Genomic DNA, 19,753 nt, shown 5'->3' on the forward strand with positions numbered 1-19,753 from the left:
TCCGCTGACTACTCCCTCGGTGGTCTTGACGGGTAACCCTGAGGTCTAGAATGAAATTCCCATAGGGTGCGTCTCCGTTCGCGGAGCCCCCAGAACCGCGCGAGAAGGGCCGAGGAGATGACCCCGCCGCCTTCACCCGCAGACGGGCCCCGACCAGGAGGCGCGAACGGCGTCGTGCCGATCCTGCCCCGCCCTCGCCTGCTTGCCATGCTCCCGCACTCCCACGCCGGGGTCTCCCTTGACGATGATCCCAACCGTGTTTCGGGCTTCACGCTGCTGCTCGCCCCCGCGGGGTATGGCAAAACCGCGCTCCTCACCGAATGGCTGCGCGATCGCGACGAAGCCCTGATCCGCATCAGCTGCGGTCTTGGCGCCGCCAGCGATCCGTGGCAGCCGATCGCTCGCGCCCTCAAGGCGCTCATCGGCGACGACCACCGCGATCACCCCACTCCCGGAATCGACGGCGCCTCCTCGCAAGACGCCGCGCTCACTCTCGCCGCGCAACTCGAAACACCCGTCACGCTCGTGCTCGACGACTACCACCGCATCACCAGCCCCGAGCAAGATCTCGCCCTCGCCAACCTCGTGCAGATCGCGCCGCGCCTCACCCTCGTGGTCTCAGCGCGCCGCGTGCGCATCCTCGACGGGCCCCTCGTCACCGGCCGCGCCCCGGTCACCGTGCTCGATGCCGACGACCTCGCATTCACCCCCGACGAAACAGCCGCGCTCGCCAAGCTCAGCGAGCGCGCCATCGACGCGCGCTGCGCGGAAGCCCTGCAGCTCGCCGCTGGGTGGCCCCTGGTGGTGCGGATCGTGCTCGGCGCCGAACCCACCCCGGTCACGGCGCACGGCTCAGCGCATCCAGAGCTCCATCGTTTCGCGCTCCACTCGCTCGAAATCATCGGCGAGGTCGCGCGCCGCGCCCTACTCGCCACCTCATGCATCGACGCCGTCACCCTTCAGGGCGCGGCGAAGTTCATCGACGCCGGCATCCCGCAGACGCGCTCCGCGCTCTACGAGCTCCTCGAACTTGGGCTCGTCGTGGTCAACAACGACGGCCTCTCGACCGAGTTCTCCTGCCACCCAGCCGTGCGTGACGCCCTTACCGCCCGAGCCTCCCGGTCGATCAGCGCCGAACAGCGCACCATGCTGGTCACCGACCGCGCAGCACACATCGAACCCGGTGCGCCGTTCACGGCATTCACCCTCCTCTGCACGCACGGCGCCTACAGCGAAGCAGAACTCGTACTGGCCAATCACTTCACACTCATCACCGACGAGGGCCCCACCGCTCTCGCGGTGATCCGCACACTTCCAGACGAAGCGCTCTTCGCGCTCCCCTCCTTCGCCGCAGCACGCCTCTTCCTCGAACACGACGATCCGCGACTCCCGCAATCGAGCATGCAAGATCTGCTCGACCGCATGGATCGCGGCCTGCAGCGACGGCTCCGGCAGCCTGACGCCGATGCGGAGCACGGAGAGGCAGCAGCACGGGTGAAGCGAACCTCCATCGCCCTCGCCGAAGGCCTTCCTGAGGCCCTGCACCTCCCCACGCTTGCCCAGGCAATGCTCAGCGCGCGACTGCGAGGCAACATCGCAGGTGCCCACGCACTGGCCATGCAACTCGAAGCGCGCCTCATCGCGGCCGGCGCCGACCAGCCTCCGAGCACCCGCAACGACAGCATCACCCCCCGAGCCGCATCAGGATCACACTTCTTCTATTTGCGGGAGATCGCACTCACGGCGATGCTCGTCGAAGACTTCCCCACACAGCGTCGCAACTGGGCGCGGCTCCGCTTGCAATCCGAAGAGCTCATCGAACGCCCCTGGCAGGGGTTCCCGCCGGCATCCACCCGCACCGTCACCGACCCCGAATCGGGTGCGCGGTGGCGGGCGGCCGCCACCGGCGGGCTCGCGCTCACCGCCGCAATCGACGGCAGCATGCCAGAAGCCCGCGAACTCCTCGCAGAACTCGACGAGATCACCCCAGACATCATCGATCGCGCCCCGAACACCTCATCGCACCACGGCGACCTCGCCCGCGCTGTGCTCGCCGCCGAATACTGCGACCACGCGCAACTCGAACTCGCCGCGCAACGACTCCTCTCCTCCTCCTGCCGCTGCGACAGCTGGCGGCCGGCCCTCCTGGTCGCACAGGCGGCGTTCCAGCGCCGCAGCGGCAGCGCCGCGACCGCGCTCGCCGACCTCGACTCCCACCGCAGCCACTTCACCGGCGCGGCGGCCACGGCCGGAAGCCCCTGGATCCGCACCCTCGTGCATCACCAGGCGCGTCTGAGCGCCGAGATCGGCAACTTCGCCGTCGCCGAACGCCTCCTCGGCACACTTCCCTCAGACCACCCGAGCACCCGTATCGAGCGCGCCCGCGTTGCGCTGTTTGCAAGCAACGATGTCCAAGCGCTCATGCTCGTGCAGCAGGAACACGAGCGCACCAGCGTCAGGCAGCAACTGGGACGGGCGCTCATTTCGGCGATCGCTGCGTGGAACTGCGGGCGTCTCTCCGAAGCACTCGATGAGTTCGGTGTGGCCTGCCGGCTCATCGATCGGCACGAACTGCTCTCACCGCTCTCGGGGGTGCCCCACGGTGAACTCCTCGCACTCGCCGTTGCCGCAACCGAGGCCGGCATCGACGCGGCCGACCGCGCACTCGTGCACATCCGCGCGGTCCCGGAGGCCGCACGCGCCCAACGCCGCGCCGCGCTCACCGGCATGGAGCAGCGCACCCTCGAAGCAATCGCCTCGCATCGCAACATCAACTCGGCCGCCGAGGCCCTCTTCATCAGCCCGGCCACGGTGAAGAAGCACCTGCACGCCGTGTACCGAAAGCTCAGAGTGTCCGGCCGTGACGAAGCGCTCCTGCAGGCCTCACGCATGGGGCTCATCGATGAAGCGCCGGGGGATGCCCCGGCCGCAGAGACACTCGACCTGACGCACTGAGGCGTTGAGGCGCGAGCGGCCCCTGCTTCGCAGCGACGACGATCCTGCGCGTGGGGCTGTCAAGCTCGGGTCATCCGGCGGCTTCAAGCTCCTCGCGGCCCAACGCGCGGAGCCCTTCGATGAGGGCGCGCAGGCCGAAATCGAAGGACTCCGTTGCGACGGGCACCCCACGCTCGGCAGCCCGGCGGCGGGCCGCACGTTCGGCAGATTCGAGCACCGGCGTGCTTTCGGGATCCCGGAAGGGCCGCAAGTTGTCCTCCGGCGCGAGCGCGTCGAGCGCCGAGCCAATGATGTAAGACTCGATGGCGATGATTGCCGGCACAATGCGGTGCTCGGGGTATCCATCGCGCCGGAACGCCTGAGCAATACGGTCGTAGTCTGACATCGACTCCGGTTCACCGTCGACGGGGAACGTCGCGAGCGCGGCGATGATCCCCGGGTGCTGTCCGAGAGTCTCCCGATAGGACCGAGCCCACAGCCGGATCGCCTCGTACCAGGGCAGTTGGCCGAAGCCGGGGTCCCCCACGCGCAGGGTCAGTCGACCTCGCATGCCCGCGATGAGATCTGCCTTGCTCTCGAAGTAGTGGTGCAACGCAGGTGGGCGCACACCCAGGGAGCGCGCGAGCGCCGCGAGCGTGAAATCCGAACCACGGTCGTCAACGAGAGCGAAAGCGGCCTCAAGGATCCGTTCGCGCGATAGGACGGCGGCCCGAGGCCGTCCAGCAGAACGCTGGGCATCGGAGTTGGGGGACATGAGCCTTCCGAAATGTTGCGCCGATAATTGAATGCAGTTAAATTAAATCTGGTCCTCGGCTAAGCCCGAGGAAAGAGACAGAGGAGTGCGCCAGTGACGGCAGCCGACATCATCATAGATGGGGCCAGGGTGCGGACCCTGATCCCCGGAGACGACTCCCCTCGGCCCCGCTCCATCGCTCTCTCAGGCGGTCGCATCCTCGGGGTCGGTGAACGCGATAACATCGCCCAGGCCTTCCGTGGGCCGCACACCCGCCTCGATGACGCCCGGGGCATGACGGTGACCCCAGGCCTCATCGACGCGCACCTGCATCCCATTCAGGGAGCGGAGCTCACCCAGGGGCTCGACCTCGGCGCCGTCTCAGACCCACGCGAACTGCTCGCAGCGCTCCGAGAGGAAGCCGTGCGAGTCCGGCGCGACACCAGTGACGGCTGGGTCCGCGGCTGGAACCTCGACTATGCGGTCTTCGATGGGGTGCCGCTGCGATCCGACATCATCGATGAGGCCGTCGACGGGCTTCCCACCCTGCTCTTCTTCTTCGACTTCCACACCGCGCTCGCCAGCACCGAGGGGCTGCGACGCGGCGGCATCACCGGAGCGCGACACTTCGACGACAGCTCCGAGATCGTGGTCGACAGCTGCGGCCGCCCGACTGGTGAGCTTCGCGAGGACAGCGCATACCAGCCGTTGCTCGCCACGATGCCCGCGCTTCGCCCCGAAGAGACCCTCGAATCAGCCCGTCGCACCTTCGCGCGAATGCGCCGATCAGGCCTCACCGGCGGCACGATCATGGACGGTAATTCCGGCACGCTCGACCTCCTTGAAGCTCTTGATTCCAGCGGCAGCGGCCTGCCGGTGCGGATCGTCAGCGCCATGGACGTGAAACCCACCGCGACAGCAGAGGATCGCGCCGCCATCCGCGCACAGCGTGACCGCGGCGGCAGGCGCTGGCGAGGAGGCGTGATCAAGCTCTACGCCGACGGCGTGATCGACACCGGCGCCGGTTGGCTCTACGAGCCCGACGCTGACGGGGCCGGTCTCAATGGCTTCTGGGGATCGCAGGCCGACTTCGTCGCGACCGTCGCGGAGTTCACCCAGGCCGGATTCCAGATCGCTACCCACGCCATTGGGGATCGCGCCGTCGGAGAGACCGTCACCGCCTATGAAACCGTAGGCTGCCGCGCGCGCGGCCGCGCCACCCACCGCATCGAGCATCTTGAGTGCCTGAACCCCCGCGACATTGCCCGCCTCGCGGCCACCGGCATCATCGCCTCAATGCAGCTCCCCCATATGCAGTGGCGCAGACCAGACGGCAGCGACGAGTGGGCCAGACGACTCGGCCCCGTGCGCGCCGCGCAGGCGTGGAGCGCTGGTTCCGTGCTCCGAGCCGGCGCGCCGCTCGCACTCGGTTCGGACTGGCCCATCGCCGATCTCGACGCCCGATTCGGTCTCGCCTGGGCGGTGCTACGCCGAAACCCGGGTGATCTCGACGGATTCGTGTATGAGCCGCACGAGCGGCTCACCTCCGCCGAAGCACTGCACGGCTATACCCGCGGCGCCGCACTGGCACAGGGCGACACCGACCTGGGCGTGATCCGAGAAGGAGCCCGCGCCGATCTCGCCGTGTGGGCCGACGACCCGGTCACCGTGCCGGCCGACGAGCTCGTCAAACTCCCGGTGCTCGCCACCTACCTCGACGGTTCGCGCGAAGACCACGCCCAGTAGTTCCACCCCGAATCCGCCCACTATCGATAACCCGGCGCGACGCCGCAGCCGCGCCCTGCCCGAAAGGCAACCGTGATCCAGAACACCGCGCTGGCGCTCCTGCCAGTCCTGACCGTCCTCCTCGTCTCCGTGCTAACGAAACGCGCGCTCCTGGGCTTGCTCGCAGGCGCCGTCACCGGAGCGATCCTGCTCGGCGGCTGGGGCTTCTTCGACACCTTGGTAGGCACGTTCGGCGCCTCCCTCTCCAATGAAACGGTGCACTGGCTCGCCCTGGTCGTGGTGCTCTTCGGCATCCTCATCGCCTATTTCAATGTTTCGGGAGCCGTTTCCGACTTTGCTGAGTGGACCGAGCGCTTCGTCACTTCCCGTCGCAAGTCTCTGCTGCTCACCTGGCTGCTGACCGTGGCACTGTTCATTGACGACTACCTCAACGCCCTCACCGTGGGCACCTCCATGAAGCGCGTCACTGACCGCTATGGGGTGCCGCGCACCCTCGTGGGTGCGATCGTCAAACTCACCTCCGCACCGATCGCCGTGATCATCCCGTTCTCCACCTGGGCCGTGTTCTTCGCCGCGCTGCTCGAACAAGATGGTGTCACCGTCAACGGGTCCGGCTTCGGCGCGTATGTCCAGGGCCTGCCGTTCGTGTTCTTCGGCTGGTTCGCTCTGGCAATCGGCCTGCTCCTCGCCCTCGGCCTGCTGCCACTGGTGGGCCCACTGCGCCGTGAACAACTGCGCGTCGACCGCACCGGCGACCCCCTTCCCGAGGGTCTCACGGCCGAGGAACGTGCGTTCGAGCTGTCAGGTGCCGCCACCTCAGGCAAGCGCCCACTCCCCTTCAATTTCCTCCTCCCCATCATCACCCTCATCGTCGTGACGATCCTCACCGATATCAACATCGTGGCCGGCTCTGCGGCCGCCGTCGTCGTTGCAATCGTCCTGTATCTGGCGCAGCGCAGAATGACCATCCGAGATGTCTTCGAGCAGGCGTTCGAGGGCGTCATGAGCATGGGATACGTCATCATCCTGTTCGTGCTGGCGTTCATGGTGCAGCATCTGAACACCGAACTCCAACTCGCGGAGTGGGTCATCGGCGCAACCGAACCGGTCATGCACGGCGCGCTCTTGCCGGCCATCGTGTTCCTCGTGTGCGGCGTCTACGCCTATGCGACCGGCGCGTTCTGGGATCTCGCCGCCGTCATCACACCGGTCGTGCTGCCCCTGGCGATTGCGGTCGGCGTCGACCCGGTACATGCCGGAACGGCCGTGTTCTCCGGTGCCGCGCTCGGCTCGACCACCTGCCTCTACGGCGACGGCATCATCCTCGCGTCGAAGTCGGTCGGCGTGAAGCCGCTGAATCTCATGCTTTCGATCCTCCCGTACGCGGGGGCGGCGGCAGTGCTCAGCGTGATCGCCTACCTCGTGGCGGGCTTTGCCACGTTCGGCTGATCGCTCGCTGCGATCCCGGTGCGCCAGAGGTTCAAGCACCGGCCGCAGCAGGCACGAGGCCCCGGGGCGGACGCTGCGCGTCCGCCCCGGGGCCTCGGTGATAGACAGGGCGTGTTTGATACGCCTGCGTCTTTTCGTGCCTGTTCGCGGCATATCCCTGACGCTGCTGCCATGGCAGCGATTCACGGGAGATCCGTTAGGCGGTGAGCGTCCGCTCGGCCATCTCCACCACATTCTTCAGCAGTAGCGCGCGGGTCATCGGGCCGACGCCGCCGGGGTTCGGCGACACCCAGCCGGCCACCTCGGCCACTGCGGGATCGACGTCGCCCACAACTCGGCTCTTGCCGGTCTCGGGGTCGATCTTGCGCGAGACGCCCACGTCGAGCACGATCGCACCGGGCTTGACGTCTTCGGCGCGCACGATCCCTTCGACGCCGGCTGCAGCGACGATCACATCGGCACGGCGCAGTTCTGCGGCGAGATCCTGCGTGCCGGTGTGGGTGAGGGTGACGGTGGCGTTGTACTCGCGGCGGGTGAGGAGCGGCCCGATGGGGCGGCCCACGGTCACGCCGCGGCCCACGACGACCACGTGCTTGCCGGCCCAGGACAGGCCGTTGCGCTCGACGAGTTCGATCACGCCGCGCGGCGTGCACGGCAGCGGGCTTGTGATCTCGGTGTTTGCGTTCAGCACGAGTCGGCCGAGGTTGGTCGGGTGCAGGCCGTCAGCGTCTTTGTCCGGGTCGATGCGTTCGAGAATGCGATCGGTGTCGATATGCTTCGGCAGCGGCAGCTGCACGATGTAGCCGGTGCAGCCGGGGTCGGCGTTGAGTTCATCGAGCACCGCTTCGAGCTCGTCCTGGGTGACGGTCTCGGGCAGCTCGCGTTTGATCGACGCGATGCCGACCTCGGCGCAGTCGCGGTGCTTACCCGCGACGTACCACTGGGATCCCGGGTCTGCACCGACGAGCACGGTGGCGAGACCGGGCACGACGCCGCGCTCGCGCAGGGCGGTGACCCGATCGGTCAACTCGCTCTTGATCGCGGCGGCCGCGGCCGTGCCGTTGAGGATGTTTGCAGGCATGACTGACTCCTCTGATGAGCCGTGCGCCAGGGCTGCCGGAGGGCGGTGCTGACCGCGCGCTCCGGCAGCCCCGGCGAACGGGGTTACCAGGTCTCGAGACCGGGGTAGAGCGGGAAGGCCTCGGCGAGCGCGGTGACGCGGGCTTTGAGGGCCTCGATGTCGCCGCTCTGCTGAAGGGTGAGCGCGATGATGTCGGCTACCTCGGCGAACTCGGTGTCGCCGAAGCCGCGGGTTGCGAGGGCGGGGGTGCCGATGCGCAGGCCGCTGGTGACCATCGGGGGGCGCGGATCGAAGGGCACTGCGTTGCGGTTGACGGTGATGCCCACAGCGTGCAGTGCGTCCTCGGCCTGCTGGCCGTCGAGCTGCGAGTTGCGCAGGTCGGCGAGCACGAGGTGCACGTCGGTGCCGCCGGTGAGCACGTCGACGCCGGCCGACTTTGAGGCGTCGCTCGTGAGCGCCTCGGCTACGAGCTTCGCACCCGAGAGCGTGCGCAGCTGGCGATCCTTGAACTCATCGGTGGCGGCGAGCTTGAAGGCGGTGGCCTTCGCGGCGATGACGTGCATGAGCGGGCCGCCCTGCTGGCCGGGGAACACGTTCGAGTTGAGCTTCTTGTAGAGCTCGAGGTCGTTGGTGAGGATGAAGCCGGAGCGGGGGCCGCCGATGGTCTTGTGCACGGTCGAGGAGGTGACGTGCGCGTGCGGCACCGGGCTCGGGTAGAGGCCGGCGGCGACGAGGCCTGCGAAGTGAGCCATGTCGACCCAGAGGGTCGCGCCGACCTCGTCGGCGATCTCGCGGAACTTCGCGAAGTCGAGCGTGCGGGGGTAGGCCGACCAACCGGCGATGATGACCTTGGGCTTGTGCTCGAGCGCCTGCGCGCGCACCACGTCCATGTCGATGAGGAAGGTCTCGGGGTCAACACCGTAGTGCACGACGTTGTAGAGCTTGCCCGAGAAATTGAGCTTCATACCGTGGGTGAGGTGGCCGCCGTGAGCGAGTTCGAGGCCCAGAATGGTGTCGCCGGGCTCGGCAATGGCGCTGAGCACGGCGGCGTTGGCGCTGGCACCCGAGTGGGGCTGCACGTTTGCGTACTTCGCACCGAAGAGCGACTTGGCACGCTCGCGGGCGAGATCTTCAGCCACGTCAACGAACTCGCAGCCGCCGTAGTAGCGGCGGCCGGGGTAGCCCTCGGCGTACTTGTTGGTCAGCACGGAACCCTGGGCCTCGAGCACGGCGCGCGGCACGAAGTTCTCGCTGGCGATCATCTCGAGCGTGGCGCGCTGACGGCCGAGCTCGTTCTGCAGCACGGCGGCGATCTCGGGATCGACCGACTCGAGCGGCTCGTTGAAGAATGCGGACTGGGTGGACATTGTGTGCTCCTTCTATCTTCGTCTCCGCGGCACACGGAGATTCCAGAGAAATACGACCCAGGCGAGCGGCCAATTCATACGAAGTTGTCGTTCCCCGATGGTGTCCCATCTGCACGCCAGTCACGACGAGCACCAGTTTAGCGCGGATCCACTACCCTTGTACTCCGTGAGCACGAACACGATCGCCCCCGCAGATATCGCAGAGCACACCCAATGGGTGCTGACCCTTTCCTGCATTGACGGTCCGGGTATTGTGCACGCCATCAGCGGCGCGATCGTCGCCGCCGGGGGCAACATCGAGGAGAGCCAGCAGTTCGCGAGCGCCGACACCGGCCGCTTCTTCATGCGACTGCAGGTCAGCGCCGTGGCACAGCCCGAAACCTTCGAGCAGCGCTTCTCAGCCGCGCTCGCCCCGGTCACCGAGCGTTACCACATGACGTGGCGCCTCGACACCGTGGGCCGGCCGGTGCGCACGCTCATTCTCGCGTCCACCGCCACGCACTGCATCAACGATCTGCTCTACCGTCGCCGCGGTGGCCAGCTGCCGATCGAGGTGCCGCTCGTGCTCTCAAATCATGAGACCGTGCGCGATATCGCCGAGTTCTACGGCGTGCCTTTCGAGCACCGCCCCATCGCCGGCGCCGAAGACAAGGCTGCGTTCGAGCGCCGCGTGCTCGAAGCCGTCGAGGAGCACGACATCGAGCTGGTGGTGCTCGCCCGCTATATGCAGATCTTGTCGCCCGAGCTGTGCCAGGCGCTCGAGGGGCGCGCGATCAATATCCACCACTCCTTCCTGCCCGGCTTCAAGGGAGCGAATCCTTACAAGCAGGCGCACCAGCGCGGGGTGAAGCTGATCGGCGCGACCGCGCACTTCGTCACCACCGATCTCGACGAGGGCCCCATCATCGAGCAGGACACCACTCGCGTCGATCACTCGTACTCGCCGCGCGAGCTGGTGCAGCTGGGTCAGGACATCGAGGCGCGGGTGCTGCGCCACGCGGTGAACTGGTTCGCTGAGAACCGTGTGCTCGCCGACGGCGACCGCACCATCATCTTCCAGTAGTCGAGGGGTTCGCGAGCTCGGCAGAGAATCCTGCGATAAGCGCGCGCAGCCCGAGTTCGAACGACGCATCGGCGGGCCGCGTGCCCGTCTGTGCGAGCAGCTTCGCGCGGGCGCGGTAGGCGGAGCTGAAGCGCGGCACGTCATCGCGCGGGCCGGGATCGAGCATGTCGTCTGGCGCTGAAAGATCGAGTGCCGATCCCAGCACGAACGATTCGAGCGCAACGAGCACGGTCACCGCATGTGTTTCGGGCCAGCCGGCGTCAACGAGTTTCGCGATCACCGCCTCGTACATCACGGTGGTCACCGATTCTTCGGCGAGGGGCAGCACCGCGAGCAACGCGACGAGCGAGGGGTGCGCCGCGAACACGTCGCGATAGTGGTGAGCCCAGGTGGCGAGCGCGGCTTCCCAGGGCTCGCGTTCGAAGGCGTCGGTGGGGATCCGCTCACTGATGAGCTCTCGCACCCCCGCGATGAGTTCGTTGTAGCCCGCAACGTGGTTGTAGAGCGCGGAAGGGCGCACGCCGAGTTCTGCGGCGATCGCACGCATGCTTGCCGCCTCGGTTCCGCGCTCGTCGATCAGCCTGAGACAAGTCTCCGTAATGAGGCGTTTCGAGAGCACTCCGGCGCTCGGACGGCCGACCCTGCGACGGGTTGTGGGCGCTGCTGCCGCGCCGTCGCCGTTTCGGTTCGCCATTTTGGGCCTTTCCGTACTATTCTCATTTCGGCAGTTCTAAAAGAACCCCGTTCATTTTACTGATTCTGCCGCAGGAGCCGGGCCCGACGCCCCGCACCCGAGCACTATCAAAGGAGATACCGTGGCCGAGACCGCATCGCCGCAACAGCACCTCAGACGAGAACTCGGCCTCGGAGGGCTCATCCTCTTCGGCCTGGCTTACATGGCGATGGGCACCGTCTTCACCACCTACGGCATCGTCAACCAGATGACCGAGGGCCGTCTCCCTGCAGCCTACGTGGTCGCGCTGCTCGTCATGTTGTTCACCGCGTACAGCTATGCATCGATGGTGCGCCGCTACCCCGTGGCGGGCTCCGCCTACACCTACGCCCAGCAGGCCTTCGGCGGCGGCGCAGGCTTCCTCACGGGCTGGGTGCTGCTGCTCGACTACCTGTTCATCCCGATGATCAACTTCATGATTCTGGGGCTCTACCTGAACACCCAGTTCCCCGAGGTGCCGTCACAGGTGTTCTCGTTCGCCGCGCTGCTGCTCGTCTTCCTCTTCAACGTGCTCGGCATCACGCTCGTGAGCAAGCTCAACGTGGCGATCATCGCCATCTCCACGGCCTCGCTGATCATCTTCACCACGCTCGCGGTGAAGGCAGCCATCGGCAACCCCGACGCGCCCAGCCTCATCGATCCCTTCATCCCCGGCCAGGAGGGCTTCAGCCCCATCTTCGCGGGATCCGCCGTACTCGCGCTCTCCTTCCTCGGCTTCGACGCCGTCTCCACCCTCTCCGAAGAGGCGAAGCACCCCCGCCGCGATATCCCCCGCGCGATCATGCTCACCACCCTCATCGGCGGCGCCATCTTCATCATCGTCTCGCTCGCCGGCGCCCTCGCGTACCAGCCCGAGAACTGGCAGGACATCCCCCGCGAACTCATCGACGCCGCGGCGGTCGTGCTCGCCGAGCACGTGGCAGGCCAGTGGCTTGCGGTGCTGTTCGTCATCGTGAGCGTGGCCGGCTGCTTCGGATCAGGCCTCGCCGGCCAGGTCTCGGTCGCGCGCATCCTCTACTCGATGGGCCGCGACGGCACCCTGCCCCGACCGCTCGGCATCCTCTGGTCGCGCTACGGCACCCCGGTCGTCGCAGCCGCCACGGTCTCTGTATTCGCCCTCGCGAGCCTGTTCCTCACGCTTGAGCAGGCCGCCTTCATGATCAGCTTCGGCGCGCTCGCCGCGTTCACCATGGTGAACCTGTCGGTGATCCGCGTCTACCTCTTCCCGAAGGCCGGCGATCCCAGGCCCACCACCGCCGATTGGTTCCTGCGCGGCCTGCTGCCCCTCATCGGCTTCGCCATGTCGCTCTGGCTGTGGACCTCGCTGCAGCCCGGCACCTGGGTGGTCGGCGGCATCTGGTTCGCAATCGGCGTGGTGATCCTCGCGATCAACACCCGCTTCTTCACCCGGCCGGTGCCCCGCATGGACTTCTCCGAGGGCCCCGCCACCGAGGTGATCGACGCCGTCGCCGAAGCGACCCCCTTCAAGTGATTCACCTGCGGGGGTGCGGCGAGCGCCGCACCCCCGCAGCCGCCCCGCACACCCCGTAGGCAAAGGAGCCGCCACTATGAGCCTCACCGTCTTCACCGGAGGCACCATCCTCGTCGACCCGCTCGCCTCGGGTGCCGCGGCGCGAAGCGACGCCATCGCGTTCCGTGACGGCGTCGTCGCGGCGCTCGGAACCGAGGCCGCAGCGCTGGCATCGCAGCCCGACGCCAGAGTGATCGATCTCGCCGGCGGTGTGCTGGCGCCCGCCCCGGGCGACGGCCACGCTCACCCGCTGCTCGGCGGCCTCGAGGCGATCGGCCCCCGCATTCGCGAGGCCTCAGACAAGCAGGGCATCCTCGACGCCGTCGCCGCATGGAAAGCCGAGCACCCCGAGGCTGAGTGGATCGTGGGCGGCAGCTACGACGCCACCTTTACCGAGGGCGGCCTCTTCGACGCCCGCTGGCTCGACGAGGTCACCGGAGACACCCCCACGATTCTGCGCGCCTGGGATTACCACACGGCGTGGGTGAACTCGGCGGCGCTGCGTGCAGGCGGCATCACCGCAGACACCCCCGATCCCGCCCTCGGCCGGATCGTGCGCCGCGCCGATGGCTCCCCTCTCGGCACCCTCCAGGAGGCCGCAGCCAACGACTTCCTCGCCAATATCGTGCCGGCCCACCCCCTCGAAACCCGGCTCGCCGCCATCGAAAGCGCCACGCGCAACTACGCGGCGCAGGGCACCACCTGGGTGCAAGACGCCTGGGTCGAACTCACTGAGCTGCCCGTCTACCTCGCCGCAGCCGAGCAGCAGCGGCTCCACACCCGCATCAACCTCGCGTTCCGCGCCGCACCCGGCGAGTGGCGCGAACAGCTCGCAGCCTTCGCCGATGCGCGGGCGAGCGTCGACGCACTCGGAGCCGACCGCCTCAGCGCGCACACCATCAAGTTCTTCGTCGACGGCGTCATCGAGAGCCACACCGCCGCGCTGCTCGCGCCTTATGCCGACAAACCCGACGAGCACGGCCTGCCGAACTGGTCCGCGGCCGAACTCACCGCCGCCGTCACCGCGTTCGACGCGGCAGGCTTCCAGCTGCATCTGCACGCCATCGGAGACGCCGCCAACCGTTTCGCACTCGACGCCATCGAAGCCGCGATCCGCACGAACGGCCCCCGCTTGCGCCACCACGTCATCGCGCACGTCGCCCTGCTCGACCCCGCCGATGTCGCACGCTTCGCAGAGCTCGACGTCATCGCCAACTTCGAGCCGTACTGGGCGCAGTGCGACGCGGTCATGCGCGATCTCACGATCCCGCACCTCGGGCATCCCCGCGACGAGTGGCAGTATCTCATCGGCTCGATCGTGCGCAGCGGTGCGACGGTCTCGTTCGGCAGTGACTGGCCTGTGACGACGCTCGATTGGCGCCCGGCCCTTTCGACGGCGATCACCCGCCACAGCCACACCGACCCCGGCGCGGAGGCCTGGCTGCCGGAGGAGCGCATCGATCCCGCCACTGCGTATGCCGCCTACACCGCCGGTATCGCGCGGCAGGCTCTCGCACCCGACCGCGGCTCACTCGGGCCCGGCCAGACCGCCGATGCCGTCTGGTTGTCAGCGGATCCGCTCACCATCGCTCCCGAGGAGATTGCGGATCTCACCGTGCACGGCACGTGGCTTGCCGGCGAGCAAACCTTTCAACGATAAACTCCCAACAACACCGATTTCAAAGGAGAAATCATGAGCGAATCCTCGCAGCCGCATCTCAAACGAGCCCTCGGCCTGACAGGTCTCACCCTGTTCGGCGTCACCTACATGACGGTGATCACGGTCTTCACGACCTACGGCATCGTCAACCAGGTCACCGATGGGCACCTTCCGGCCGCGTACATCGTCGCCGTCGTCACGATGCTCTTCACCGCCGCCAGCTACGGTGCGATGGTGCGCCGGTATCCCGTAGCAGGATCCGCCTACACCTACACGCAGCAGTCGTTCGGCGGCGCAGCAGGATTCCTCACCGGCTGGGTCATGCTGCTCGACTACCTGTTCATCCCGATGATCAACTTCATGCTCATCGGCATCTACCTCAATACGCAGTTCCCCGCGATCCCCGCCTGGGTGTTCACGCTCGCTGCGCTGCTGATCGTGCTCGTGTTCAACGTGCTCGGCATCACGCTCGTCAACAAGGTGAACATGGTGATCATCGCGCTCTCGGTGGTGCTCGTGGTGCTGTTCATGGTGCTCGCCTTCAAGCACGCACTCGGCGGCAACACCGAGATCAGCCTCATCGAACCCTTCACCTTCGGTGAAGGCGGCATCGGCGCGGTTGCTTCAGGCGCCGCGATCCTCGCGCTCTCCTTCCTCGGCTTCGACGCGGTCTCCACACTCTCCGAAGAGGCCAAGCGCCCCCGCAAGGACATCCCTCGCGCGATCGTGCTCGCAACGATGGTGGGTGGCCTCTTCTTCATCCTGGTTTCGTGGGCCGGCGCGATCGCCTACCGCCCCGACTGGGCTTCGCTCACCGCGGGCGAGGTCGATGCCGCTGGTGTGACCGTCATGAACAACATCGGCGGCGAGGCGTTCACCGCCTTCTTCGTCGCAGTCTACGTGGTCGGCGCGTTCGGATCCGGCATGACCGGGCAGGTGTCGGTGTCGCGCATCCTCTACGCTATGGGCCGCGACGGCATGCTGCCCAAGCCGCTCTCGCGCCTGAACCGCCGTTTCGGCACCCCCATCGTGGCGGCTGTCACGGTGTCGGTGTTCGCGCTGTCGAGCCTGTTCCTGTCGCTCGACACCGTCGCCTTCATGATCAGCTTCGGCGCGCTCGCCGCGTTCGCAATGGTCAACCTTTCGGTGATCCGCACCTACCTGTTCCCGAAGGGTGGCCGCAAGCAACCGCTCACCGCTCGCTCGATTCTGACGCACGGCGTCGCACCGTTCATCGGTTTCCTTCTCACCATCTGGCTGTGGACCTCGCTCGAGCCCGGCACCTGGCTGGTGGGCGGCATCTGGCTGGTGGTCGGCGGCATCATCATCGCGATCGTCACCGGCGGCTTCAAGCGGCCCGTGCCCAAGATGGACTTCTCCGAGAACGATCCCACCACCGAGCAGATCGACCAGCTCGGCGAGGAGTATCCGCTTGAGCCGCGCCGCTGAGGCTGCGGCACCGAAGTCGCAACGCCGGCGCTGATGCGCCAACAGCAGCGGGCGGGCACGGGGAACACACCCCGCGCCCGCCCGCTGTGGTCTGTGGTTGCGGTTACGCGGCTGCGGCTTCGGCTGCGCGGCTGCGGTCAGCGCAGGTGCTCGACGTCCCCCGCTGACACCGTGAGCACGCCGCCCGTCGGCAGATCCACCATCAGCGAGCCGTCCTCGGCGAGCCGCCGGGCCCGCCCGTCAACCACCTCACCGCCAGGCAGATGCACCCGCACCTCCGTGCCGAGGGTCAGTGAGTGCCGGGCCACGCGAGCGCGGGCCGCATCCGGGTCGCTCGCAGCGAGCTCGATCAGCCGCAGCAGCTCGCCGGCGTAGGCCGCCAGCACACGATCGGCGAGGTCGTGGCCGAGCGCATCGGCGAGACTCGGATCCGCCCCCTCGTGCTCACCCGCAAGCTCGCTGCGCGCAGACCCAGCAGAGGCCGCACCAGCAGGCACCGACTCAGCAGGTGCCGACCCGGCAGAGGCCGCACCAGCCATCAGATCAGCGCCCGCTGCCAGCAGCGAGGTCGCCCGCTCAGTGGGCAGTTCCCACTCGGGGATGAGCAGATTGATGCCAGTGCCCACCACTACCGAACCGTCAGGCAGCAGTTCGCAAAGGATGCCGCACAGCTTCTTGCCCGGTCGGCCCGCGATCGCGTCTTCCTCGTCGCGCAGGTGCACATCGTTCGGCCACTTCACGCCAACGCGCAGTCCCTCGCCGAAGAACGGCTGCAGTGCGGCCACCACCGCAGAGCCTGTGAGCAGCGGCAGCCAGCCGATGCCCAGCCCGGTGAAGCCGCGGATCAACAGCGAGGCCGCGATTGCGGTGTCGGGCGGGGTCACCCAGCTGCGATCGAGCCGACCGCGGCCGGCGGTCTGATTCGAGGTCGCGAGGAGGGTGCCGTGCGGCAGCGCGTCACCTCCGGGCCTCGTTGCGAGCGCCCGCAGCTCGGCGTTCGTCGAGGGCGAGCTCTCCCGCCAGATCACCTCAGCCAGCACGCCCCGCGTGCGCCACAACTCCATACCCCCAAGCTACCCCCTCACCTCAAGCACCCACCGCTCCCCCTTTTCGTAGGCAATCGACTACGAATTTCTACTTCAGTTGGAGGTGTCCATGAACCATCAGCCAGAGGCCCGCGCTAGGCTGGCAGGCGTGATCGAAGAGAACGCAGCCGCAGCCGCACCCGCCTCGCAGGGAGCAGACTCGCTCGCGACCACCGCGGGCCGCATCGCAGACCATCGCCGCAAGTATCAGGAGGCCGTGGGAGACCGCGATGCCGCCGCCGCCGCGAAGCAGCATCCCCGTGGCAAGATGACGGCGCGCGAGCGCATCTCGGCGCTGCTCGACCCGGGCTCCTTCGTCGAGTTCGACAAGTATGTGAAGCACCGCACCCAGGGCTTCGGCATGGAGAACAGCCGCCCCTTCGGCGATTCGGTAGTCACGGGTGCCGGCACCATTCACGGCCGCCAGGTGGTCGTGTTCTCGCAAGACTTCACCACCTTCGGCGGGTCGCTGGGCGAGGTCGCCGGCGAGAAGATCGTGAAGGCGATGGAGTTCGCACTCAAAACGGGCGCACCGCTGCTCGGCATTCTCGATTCGGGCGGCGCCCGCATTCAGGAGGGTGTGGTCGCGCTCAGCAAGTACGCGAAGATCTTCCGCCTGAACACGGCCTGCTCGGGCGTGATTCCGCAGATCTCCATCGTGATGGGCCCTTCGGCGGGCGGCGCGGTCTACTCGCCGGCCCTCACCGACTTCGTGATCATGGTCGACAAGACCAGCCACATGTTCGTCACCGGCCCTGACGTCATCAAGACCGTCACCGGCGAAGATGTCGGCTTCGAAGAGCTCGGCGGCGCGCTCACGCACAATAAGACGAGCGGCGTCAGCCACTATCTCGCCAGCGATGAGCTCGACGCGCTCGATTACGCTCGCGCGCTCATCAGCTACCTGCCCGACAACAACCTCGCCGAGGCCCCGGTCTACGACAGCGACACCGCTCTCGAGATCACCAGCGCCGACCGCCGCCTCAACACCATCATCCCGGACAGCCCCAACCAGCCGTACGACATGAAGGTGATCATCGAGGCGATCCTCGACGGCGGCGACTTCCTCGAGGTGCAGCCGCTGTTCGCCCCCAACATCCTCATCGGCTTCGGCCGCGTCGAGGGCCGCACGGTGGGCGTGGTCGCCAACCAGCCCAACCAGATGGCGGGCACCCTCAACATCGACGCCAGCGAGAAGGCCGCCCGCTTCGTGCGCTTCTGCGACGCGTTCTCGATCCCGATCCTCACCCTGGTCGACGTTCCCGGCTACCTGCCTGGCACCGATCAGGAGTTCCAGGGCGTCATCCGTCGCGGCGCGAAGCTGCTCTACGCTTACGCCGAGGCCACGGTGCCGCTGGTCACGATCATCACCCGCAAGGCTTACGGTGGCGCGTACATCGTGATGGGCTCGAAGGAGATGGGCGCCGATTTCAATATCGCGTGGCCCACTGCCGAAATCGCCGTCATGGGTGGCGCTGGCGCTGTGAACATTCTCTACCGCAAGGAGCTTGCGGCAGCTGCTGAGCGCGGCGACGATGTCGAAGCGCTGCGGGCCGAACTCACCGCAAAGTACACCGCTGATGTGTCGTCGCCGTTCCTCGCGGCTGAGCGCGGCGAGCTCGACAATGTGCTTGAGCCCGCCGGCACTCGCCTCGCGGTGATCAAGGCGTTGCGCGGTCTGCGCGGCAAGCGCGACGAGCTGCCTGCCAAGAAGCACGGCAACATCCCGCTGTAACGATTGGACGCGGGCGAGCACGGCGGCGCGGAGGGGCGGATCGGCACAGGGGTGCGGATCCGCCCCTCCCTCACCGGCGCAGAGTCACCCCAATCAACCGCCCGCGCCCCGTCAGGTATTCTCATGGGGTTGCGCCCTGCCGCTCCGTGGATCGAGAGGAATCATCGTGAACGATCGCCTGCTGCCCCCTGACGCCGCCGAGCGCGACGCCGCCAGGCGCCGGGAGCTGGGTGCACTTGACGATGCGCTCAGCGGAGACGATATTCGTTTCGTGACGCGGATGGTGGGCGAGGAGGAGCGAGCCGCTGTGGTGGCGGTGCTTACCGCGGTGCGCAGTGAGGAAACGCAGCGGCGCAAGCGTGTGGCGCGACGCGACCGCGAACCGTGGGCGCGTTCGCAGCGGGTGCCAGAGGGCATCAACGATCTGCTCATCGAAGGCTGATCAGGGGCCACGCCGTGCACCGCACTGTCGCTGATGCTGAGCGCGAGTTGCGCGAGCTGATGCGCCGCGGTTTCTCGTTTCCGTTCGACCCGCAGGGCGCCCGCTCTGATCGCCCGCTGCGTCACTCCGCGGTGCTGATTCTGTTTGGCGCGCTGGACCGCACGGAGGCTTCGCCTGCGGGTGCCGCGGCCAGTGGTCTGCCGCCCGAGCTTGATGTGCTGCTCATCAGGCGGGCGACGGGCATGCGGCATCACGCGGGTGAGATCGCGTTTCCTGGTGGCGGTGCCGAGCCTGAGGACGGCGATGATCCGGCGCGCACCGCATTGCGGGAGGCTGCCGAGGAGACGGGCCTGGTGCCTGAGGGTGTTGAGGTGCTGGGTTCGCTGCAGCGCGTGCATATTCCGGTGAGCAACAATCTGGTGACGCCGGTGGTGGGTTGGTGGCGTTTGCCGAGTGATGTGGCGGCGGATCGCACGGAGTCGGTTGACGTGTTTCGAGCGCCTGTTGCGGAGCTTGTGGATCCCGCGGCGCGCGGCACGTCGGTGCTGCGGCGGGGCGGATCGACCTATCGGGGGCCGGCATTTCGGCTGCACGACAGGCTGGGCGGCCACATCGTGTGGGGGTTCACGGGGATATTGCTCGCGGCGCTTTTCGAGGAGCTGGGTTGGGCGGCGCCTTGGGATGCTGGCCGGCTACTGCCTGTCTCCCCCTGAGGTGGATCAGG

At 67.4% G+C, this 19,753-nt stretch carries 15 protein-coding genes and 1 riboswitch; of the genes, 10 read left to right on the forward strand and 5 right to left on the reverse strand.

All coding sequences use genetic code 11. The features are described from left to right. Nucleotides 1-207 precede the first annotated feature (207 nt). The gene (locus WFI54_RS11180) at nucleotides 208-2,955 is read left to right on the forward strand and encodes a helix-turn-helix transcriptional regulator (protein ID WP_336652872.1); all 2,748 of its coding nucleotides are present in this window, start codon (nucleotides 208-210) and stop codon (nucleotides 2,953-2,955) included. A 70-nt stretch (nucleotides 2,956-3,025) separates the two neighbouring features. Here the strand turns inward: WFI54_RS11180 and WFI54_RS11185 are convergent, their stop codons facing one another. Continuing rightward, on the reverse strand, nucleotides 3,026-3,709 hold the full coding sequence (locus WFI54_RS11185) for a TetR/AcrR family transcriptional regulator (protein WP_336652873.1): 684 nt from the start codon (nucleotides 3,707-3,709) through the stop codon (nucleotides 3,026-3,028). A 93-nt stretch (nucleotides 3,710-3,802) separates the two neighbouring features. Here WFI54_RS11185 and WFI54_RS11190 point away from each other — a divergent pair, with 93 nt between their 5' ends. Together WFI54_RS11190 and WFI54_RS11195 are read left to right on the forward strand one after the other, a co-directional pair. Continuing rightward, nucleotides 3,803-5,434 (forward strand): amidohydrolase, encoded by a 1,632-nt coding sequence (locus WFI54_RS11190; protein WP_336652874.1) that lies wholly within the window; start codon nucleotides 3,803-3,805, stop codon nucleotides 5,432-5,434. Nucleotides 5,435-5,506: 72 nt separating this feature from the next. After that, nucleotides 5,507-6,883 carry a TRAP transporter large permease subunit gene (locus WFI54_RS11195; RefSeq protein ID WP_336652875.1) on the forward strand — a complete coding sequence of 459 codons (1,377 nt, stop codon included), beginning with the start codon at nucleotides 5,507-5,509 and terminating at the stop codon, nucleotides 6,881-6,883. A gap of 196 nt (nucleotides 6,884-7,079) precedes the next feature. Here WFI54_RS11195 and WFI54_RS11200 read toward each other — a convergent pair whose 3' ends face one another. Continuing rightward, complete coding sequence (locus WFI54_RS11200; protein WP_336652876.1) at nucleotides 7,080-7,964, reverse strand: bifunctional methylenetetrahydrofolate dehydrogenase/methenyltetrahydrofolate cyclohydrolase; 885 nt, start codon at nucleotides 7,962-7,964, stop codon at nucleotides 7,080-7,082. Nucleotides 7,965-8,047: 83 nt separating this feature from the next. Further along, on the reverse strand, nucleotides 8,048-9,331 hold the full coding sequence (glyA, locus tag WFI54_RS11205) for a serine hydroxymethyltransferase (protein WP_336652877.1): 1,284 nt from the start codon (nucleotides 9,329-9,331) through the stop codon (nucleotides 8,048-8,050). Nucleotides 9,332-9,379: 48 nt separating this feature from the next. Continuing rightward, nucleotides 9,380-9,465, reverse strand: a riboswitch (ZMP/ZTP riboswitch). A gap of 23 nt (nucleotides 9,466-9,488) precedes the next feature. Between glyA and purU the strand changes: the two genes are divergently transcribed. Continuing rightward, nucleotides 9,489-10,394, forward strand: a complete 906-nt coding sequence (gene purU, locus WFI54_RS11210) for a formyltetrahydrofolate deformylase (RefSeq protein ID WP_336652878.1) — start codon at nucleotides 9,489-9,491, stop codon at nucleotides 10,392-10,394. On the opposite strand, the gene WFI54_RS11215 is transcribed toward purU, so the two are convergent. Next, nucleotides 10,381-11,088 carry a TetR/AcrR family transcriptional regulator gene (locus WFI54_RS11215; RefSeq protein WP_336652879.1) on the reverse strand — a complete coding sequence of 236 codons (708 nt, stop codon included), beginning with the start codon at nucleotides 11,086-11,088 and terminating at the stop codon, nucleotides 10,381-10,383. The genes purU and WFI54_RS11215 overlap by 14 nt on opposite strands. A gap of 121 nt (nucleotides 11,089-11,209) precedes the next feature. On the opposite strand from WFI54_RS11215, the gene WFI54_RS11220 reads away from it, so the two are divergent. The 3 genes from WFI54_RS11220 (at nucleotide 11,210) to WFI54_RS11230 (ending at nucleotide 15,767) form a co-directional block, all read left to right on the forward strand. Next, nucleotides 11,210-12,619: an APC family permease gene (locus WFI54_RS11220; RefSeq protein WP_336652880.1), complete on the forward strand. Its 1,410-nt coding sequence runs from the start codon at nucleotides 11,210-11,212 to the stop codon at nucleotides 12,617-12,619. 76 nt (nucleotides 12,620-12,695) lie between these two features. Then, complete coding sequence (locus WFI54_RS11225; RefSeq protein WP_336652881.1) at nucleotides 12,696-14,318, forward strand: amidohydrolase; 1,623 nt, start codon at nucleotides 12,696-12,698, stop codon at nucleotides 14,316-14,318. A 33-nt stretch (nucleotides 14,319-14,351) separates the two neighbouring features. Further along, nucleotides 14,352-15,767 carry an APC family permease gene (locus WFI54_RS11230; protein WP_336652882.1) on the forward strand — a complete coding sequence of 472 codons (1,416 nt, stop codon included), beginning with the start codon at nucleotides 14,352-14,354 and terminating at the stop codon, nucleotides 15,765-15,767. Nucleotides 15,768-15,904: 137 nt separating this feature from the next. Here WFI54_RS11230 and WFI54_RS11235 read toward each other — a convergent pair whose 3' ends face one another. Continuing rightward, entirely contained in the window at nucleotides 15,905-16,831 is a 927-nt protein-coding gene (locus WFI54_RS11235; RefSeq protein ID WP_336652883.1) for a biotin--[acetyl-CoA-carboxylase] ligase, read from the reverse strand. 130 nt (nucleotides 16,832-16,961) lie between these two features. On the opposite strand from WFI54_RS11235, the gene WFI54_RS11240 reads away from it, so the two are divergent. The 3 genes from WFI54_RS11240 (at nucleotide 16,962) to WFI54_RS11250 (ending at nucleotide 19,742) form a co-directional block, all read left to right on the forward strand. Continuing rightward, nucleotides 16,962-18,587: an acyl-CoA carboxylase subunit beta gene (locus tag WFI54_RS11240; RefSeq protein WP_336652884.1), complete on the forward strand. Its 1,626-nt coding sequence runs from the start codon at nucleotides 16,962-16,964 to the stop codon at nucleotides 18,585-18,587. 166 nt (nucleotides 18,588-18,753) lie between these two features. Continuing rightward, entirely contained in the window at nucleotides 18,754-19,029 is a 276-nt protein-coding gene (locus WFI54_RS11245; protein ID WP_336652885.1) for a hypothetical protein, read from the forward strand. Between the two features lie 14 nt (nucleotides 19,030-19,043). Next, nucleotides 19,044-19,742, forward strand: a complete 699-nt coding sequence (locus tag WFI54_RS11250) for an NUDIX hydrolase (RefSeq protein ID WP_336652886.1) — start codon at nucleotides 19,044-19,046, stop codon at nucleotides 19,740-19,742. The last annotated feature ends 11 nt before the right edge of the window (nucleotides 19,743-19,753 follow it).

The organism is Leucobacter sp. MMO-125 (genome assembly GCF_037148395.1).
In the GTDB taxonomy this organism is placed as follows: Bacteria; Actinomycetota; Actinomycetes; order Actinomycetales; family Microbacteriaceae; genus Leucobacter.

What these genes read in the sequence shown, in the direction of transcription:
- WFI54_RS11215 (WP_336652879.1), bottom strand. Translation starts at nt 11,088, where the DNA reads ATGGCGAACCGAAACGGCGACGGCGCGGCAGCAGCGCCCACAACCCGT.
- glyA (WP_336652877.1), bottom strand. Translation starts at nt 9,331, where the DNA reads ATGTCCACCCAGTCCGCATTCTTCAACGAGCCGCTCGAGTCGGTCGAT.
- WFI54_RS11200 (WP_336652876.1), bottom strand. Translation starts at nt 7,964, where the DNA reads ATGCCTGCAAACATCCTCAACGGCACGGCCGCGGCCGCCGCGATCAAG.
- WFI54_RS11225 (WP_336652881.1), top strand. Translation starts at nt 12,696, where the DNA reads ATGAGCCTCACCGTCTTCACCGGAGGCACCATCCTCGTCGACCCGCTC.
- WFI54_RS11185 (WP_336652873.1), bottom strand. Translation starts at nt 3,709, where the DNA reads ATGTCCCCCAACTCCGATGCCCAGCGTTCTGCTGGACGGCCTCGGGCC.
- WFI54_RS11235 (WP_336652883.1), bottom strand. Translation starts at nt 16,831, where the DNA reads ATGGAGTTGTGGCGCACGCGGGGCGTGCTGGCTGAGGTGATCTGGCGG.
- WFI54_RS11180 (WP_336652872.1), top strand. Translation starts at nt 208, where the DNA reads ATGCTCCCGCACTCCCACGCCGGGGTCTCCCTTGACGATGATCCCAAC.
- WFI54_RS11230 (WP_336652882.1), top strand. Translation starts at nt 14,352, where the DNA reads ATGAGCGAATCCTCGCAGCCGCATCTCAAACGAGCCCTCGGCCTGACA.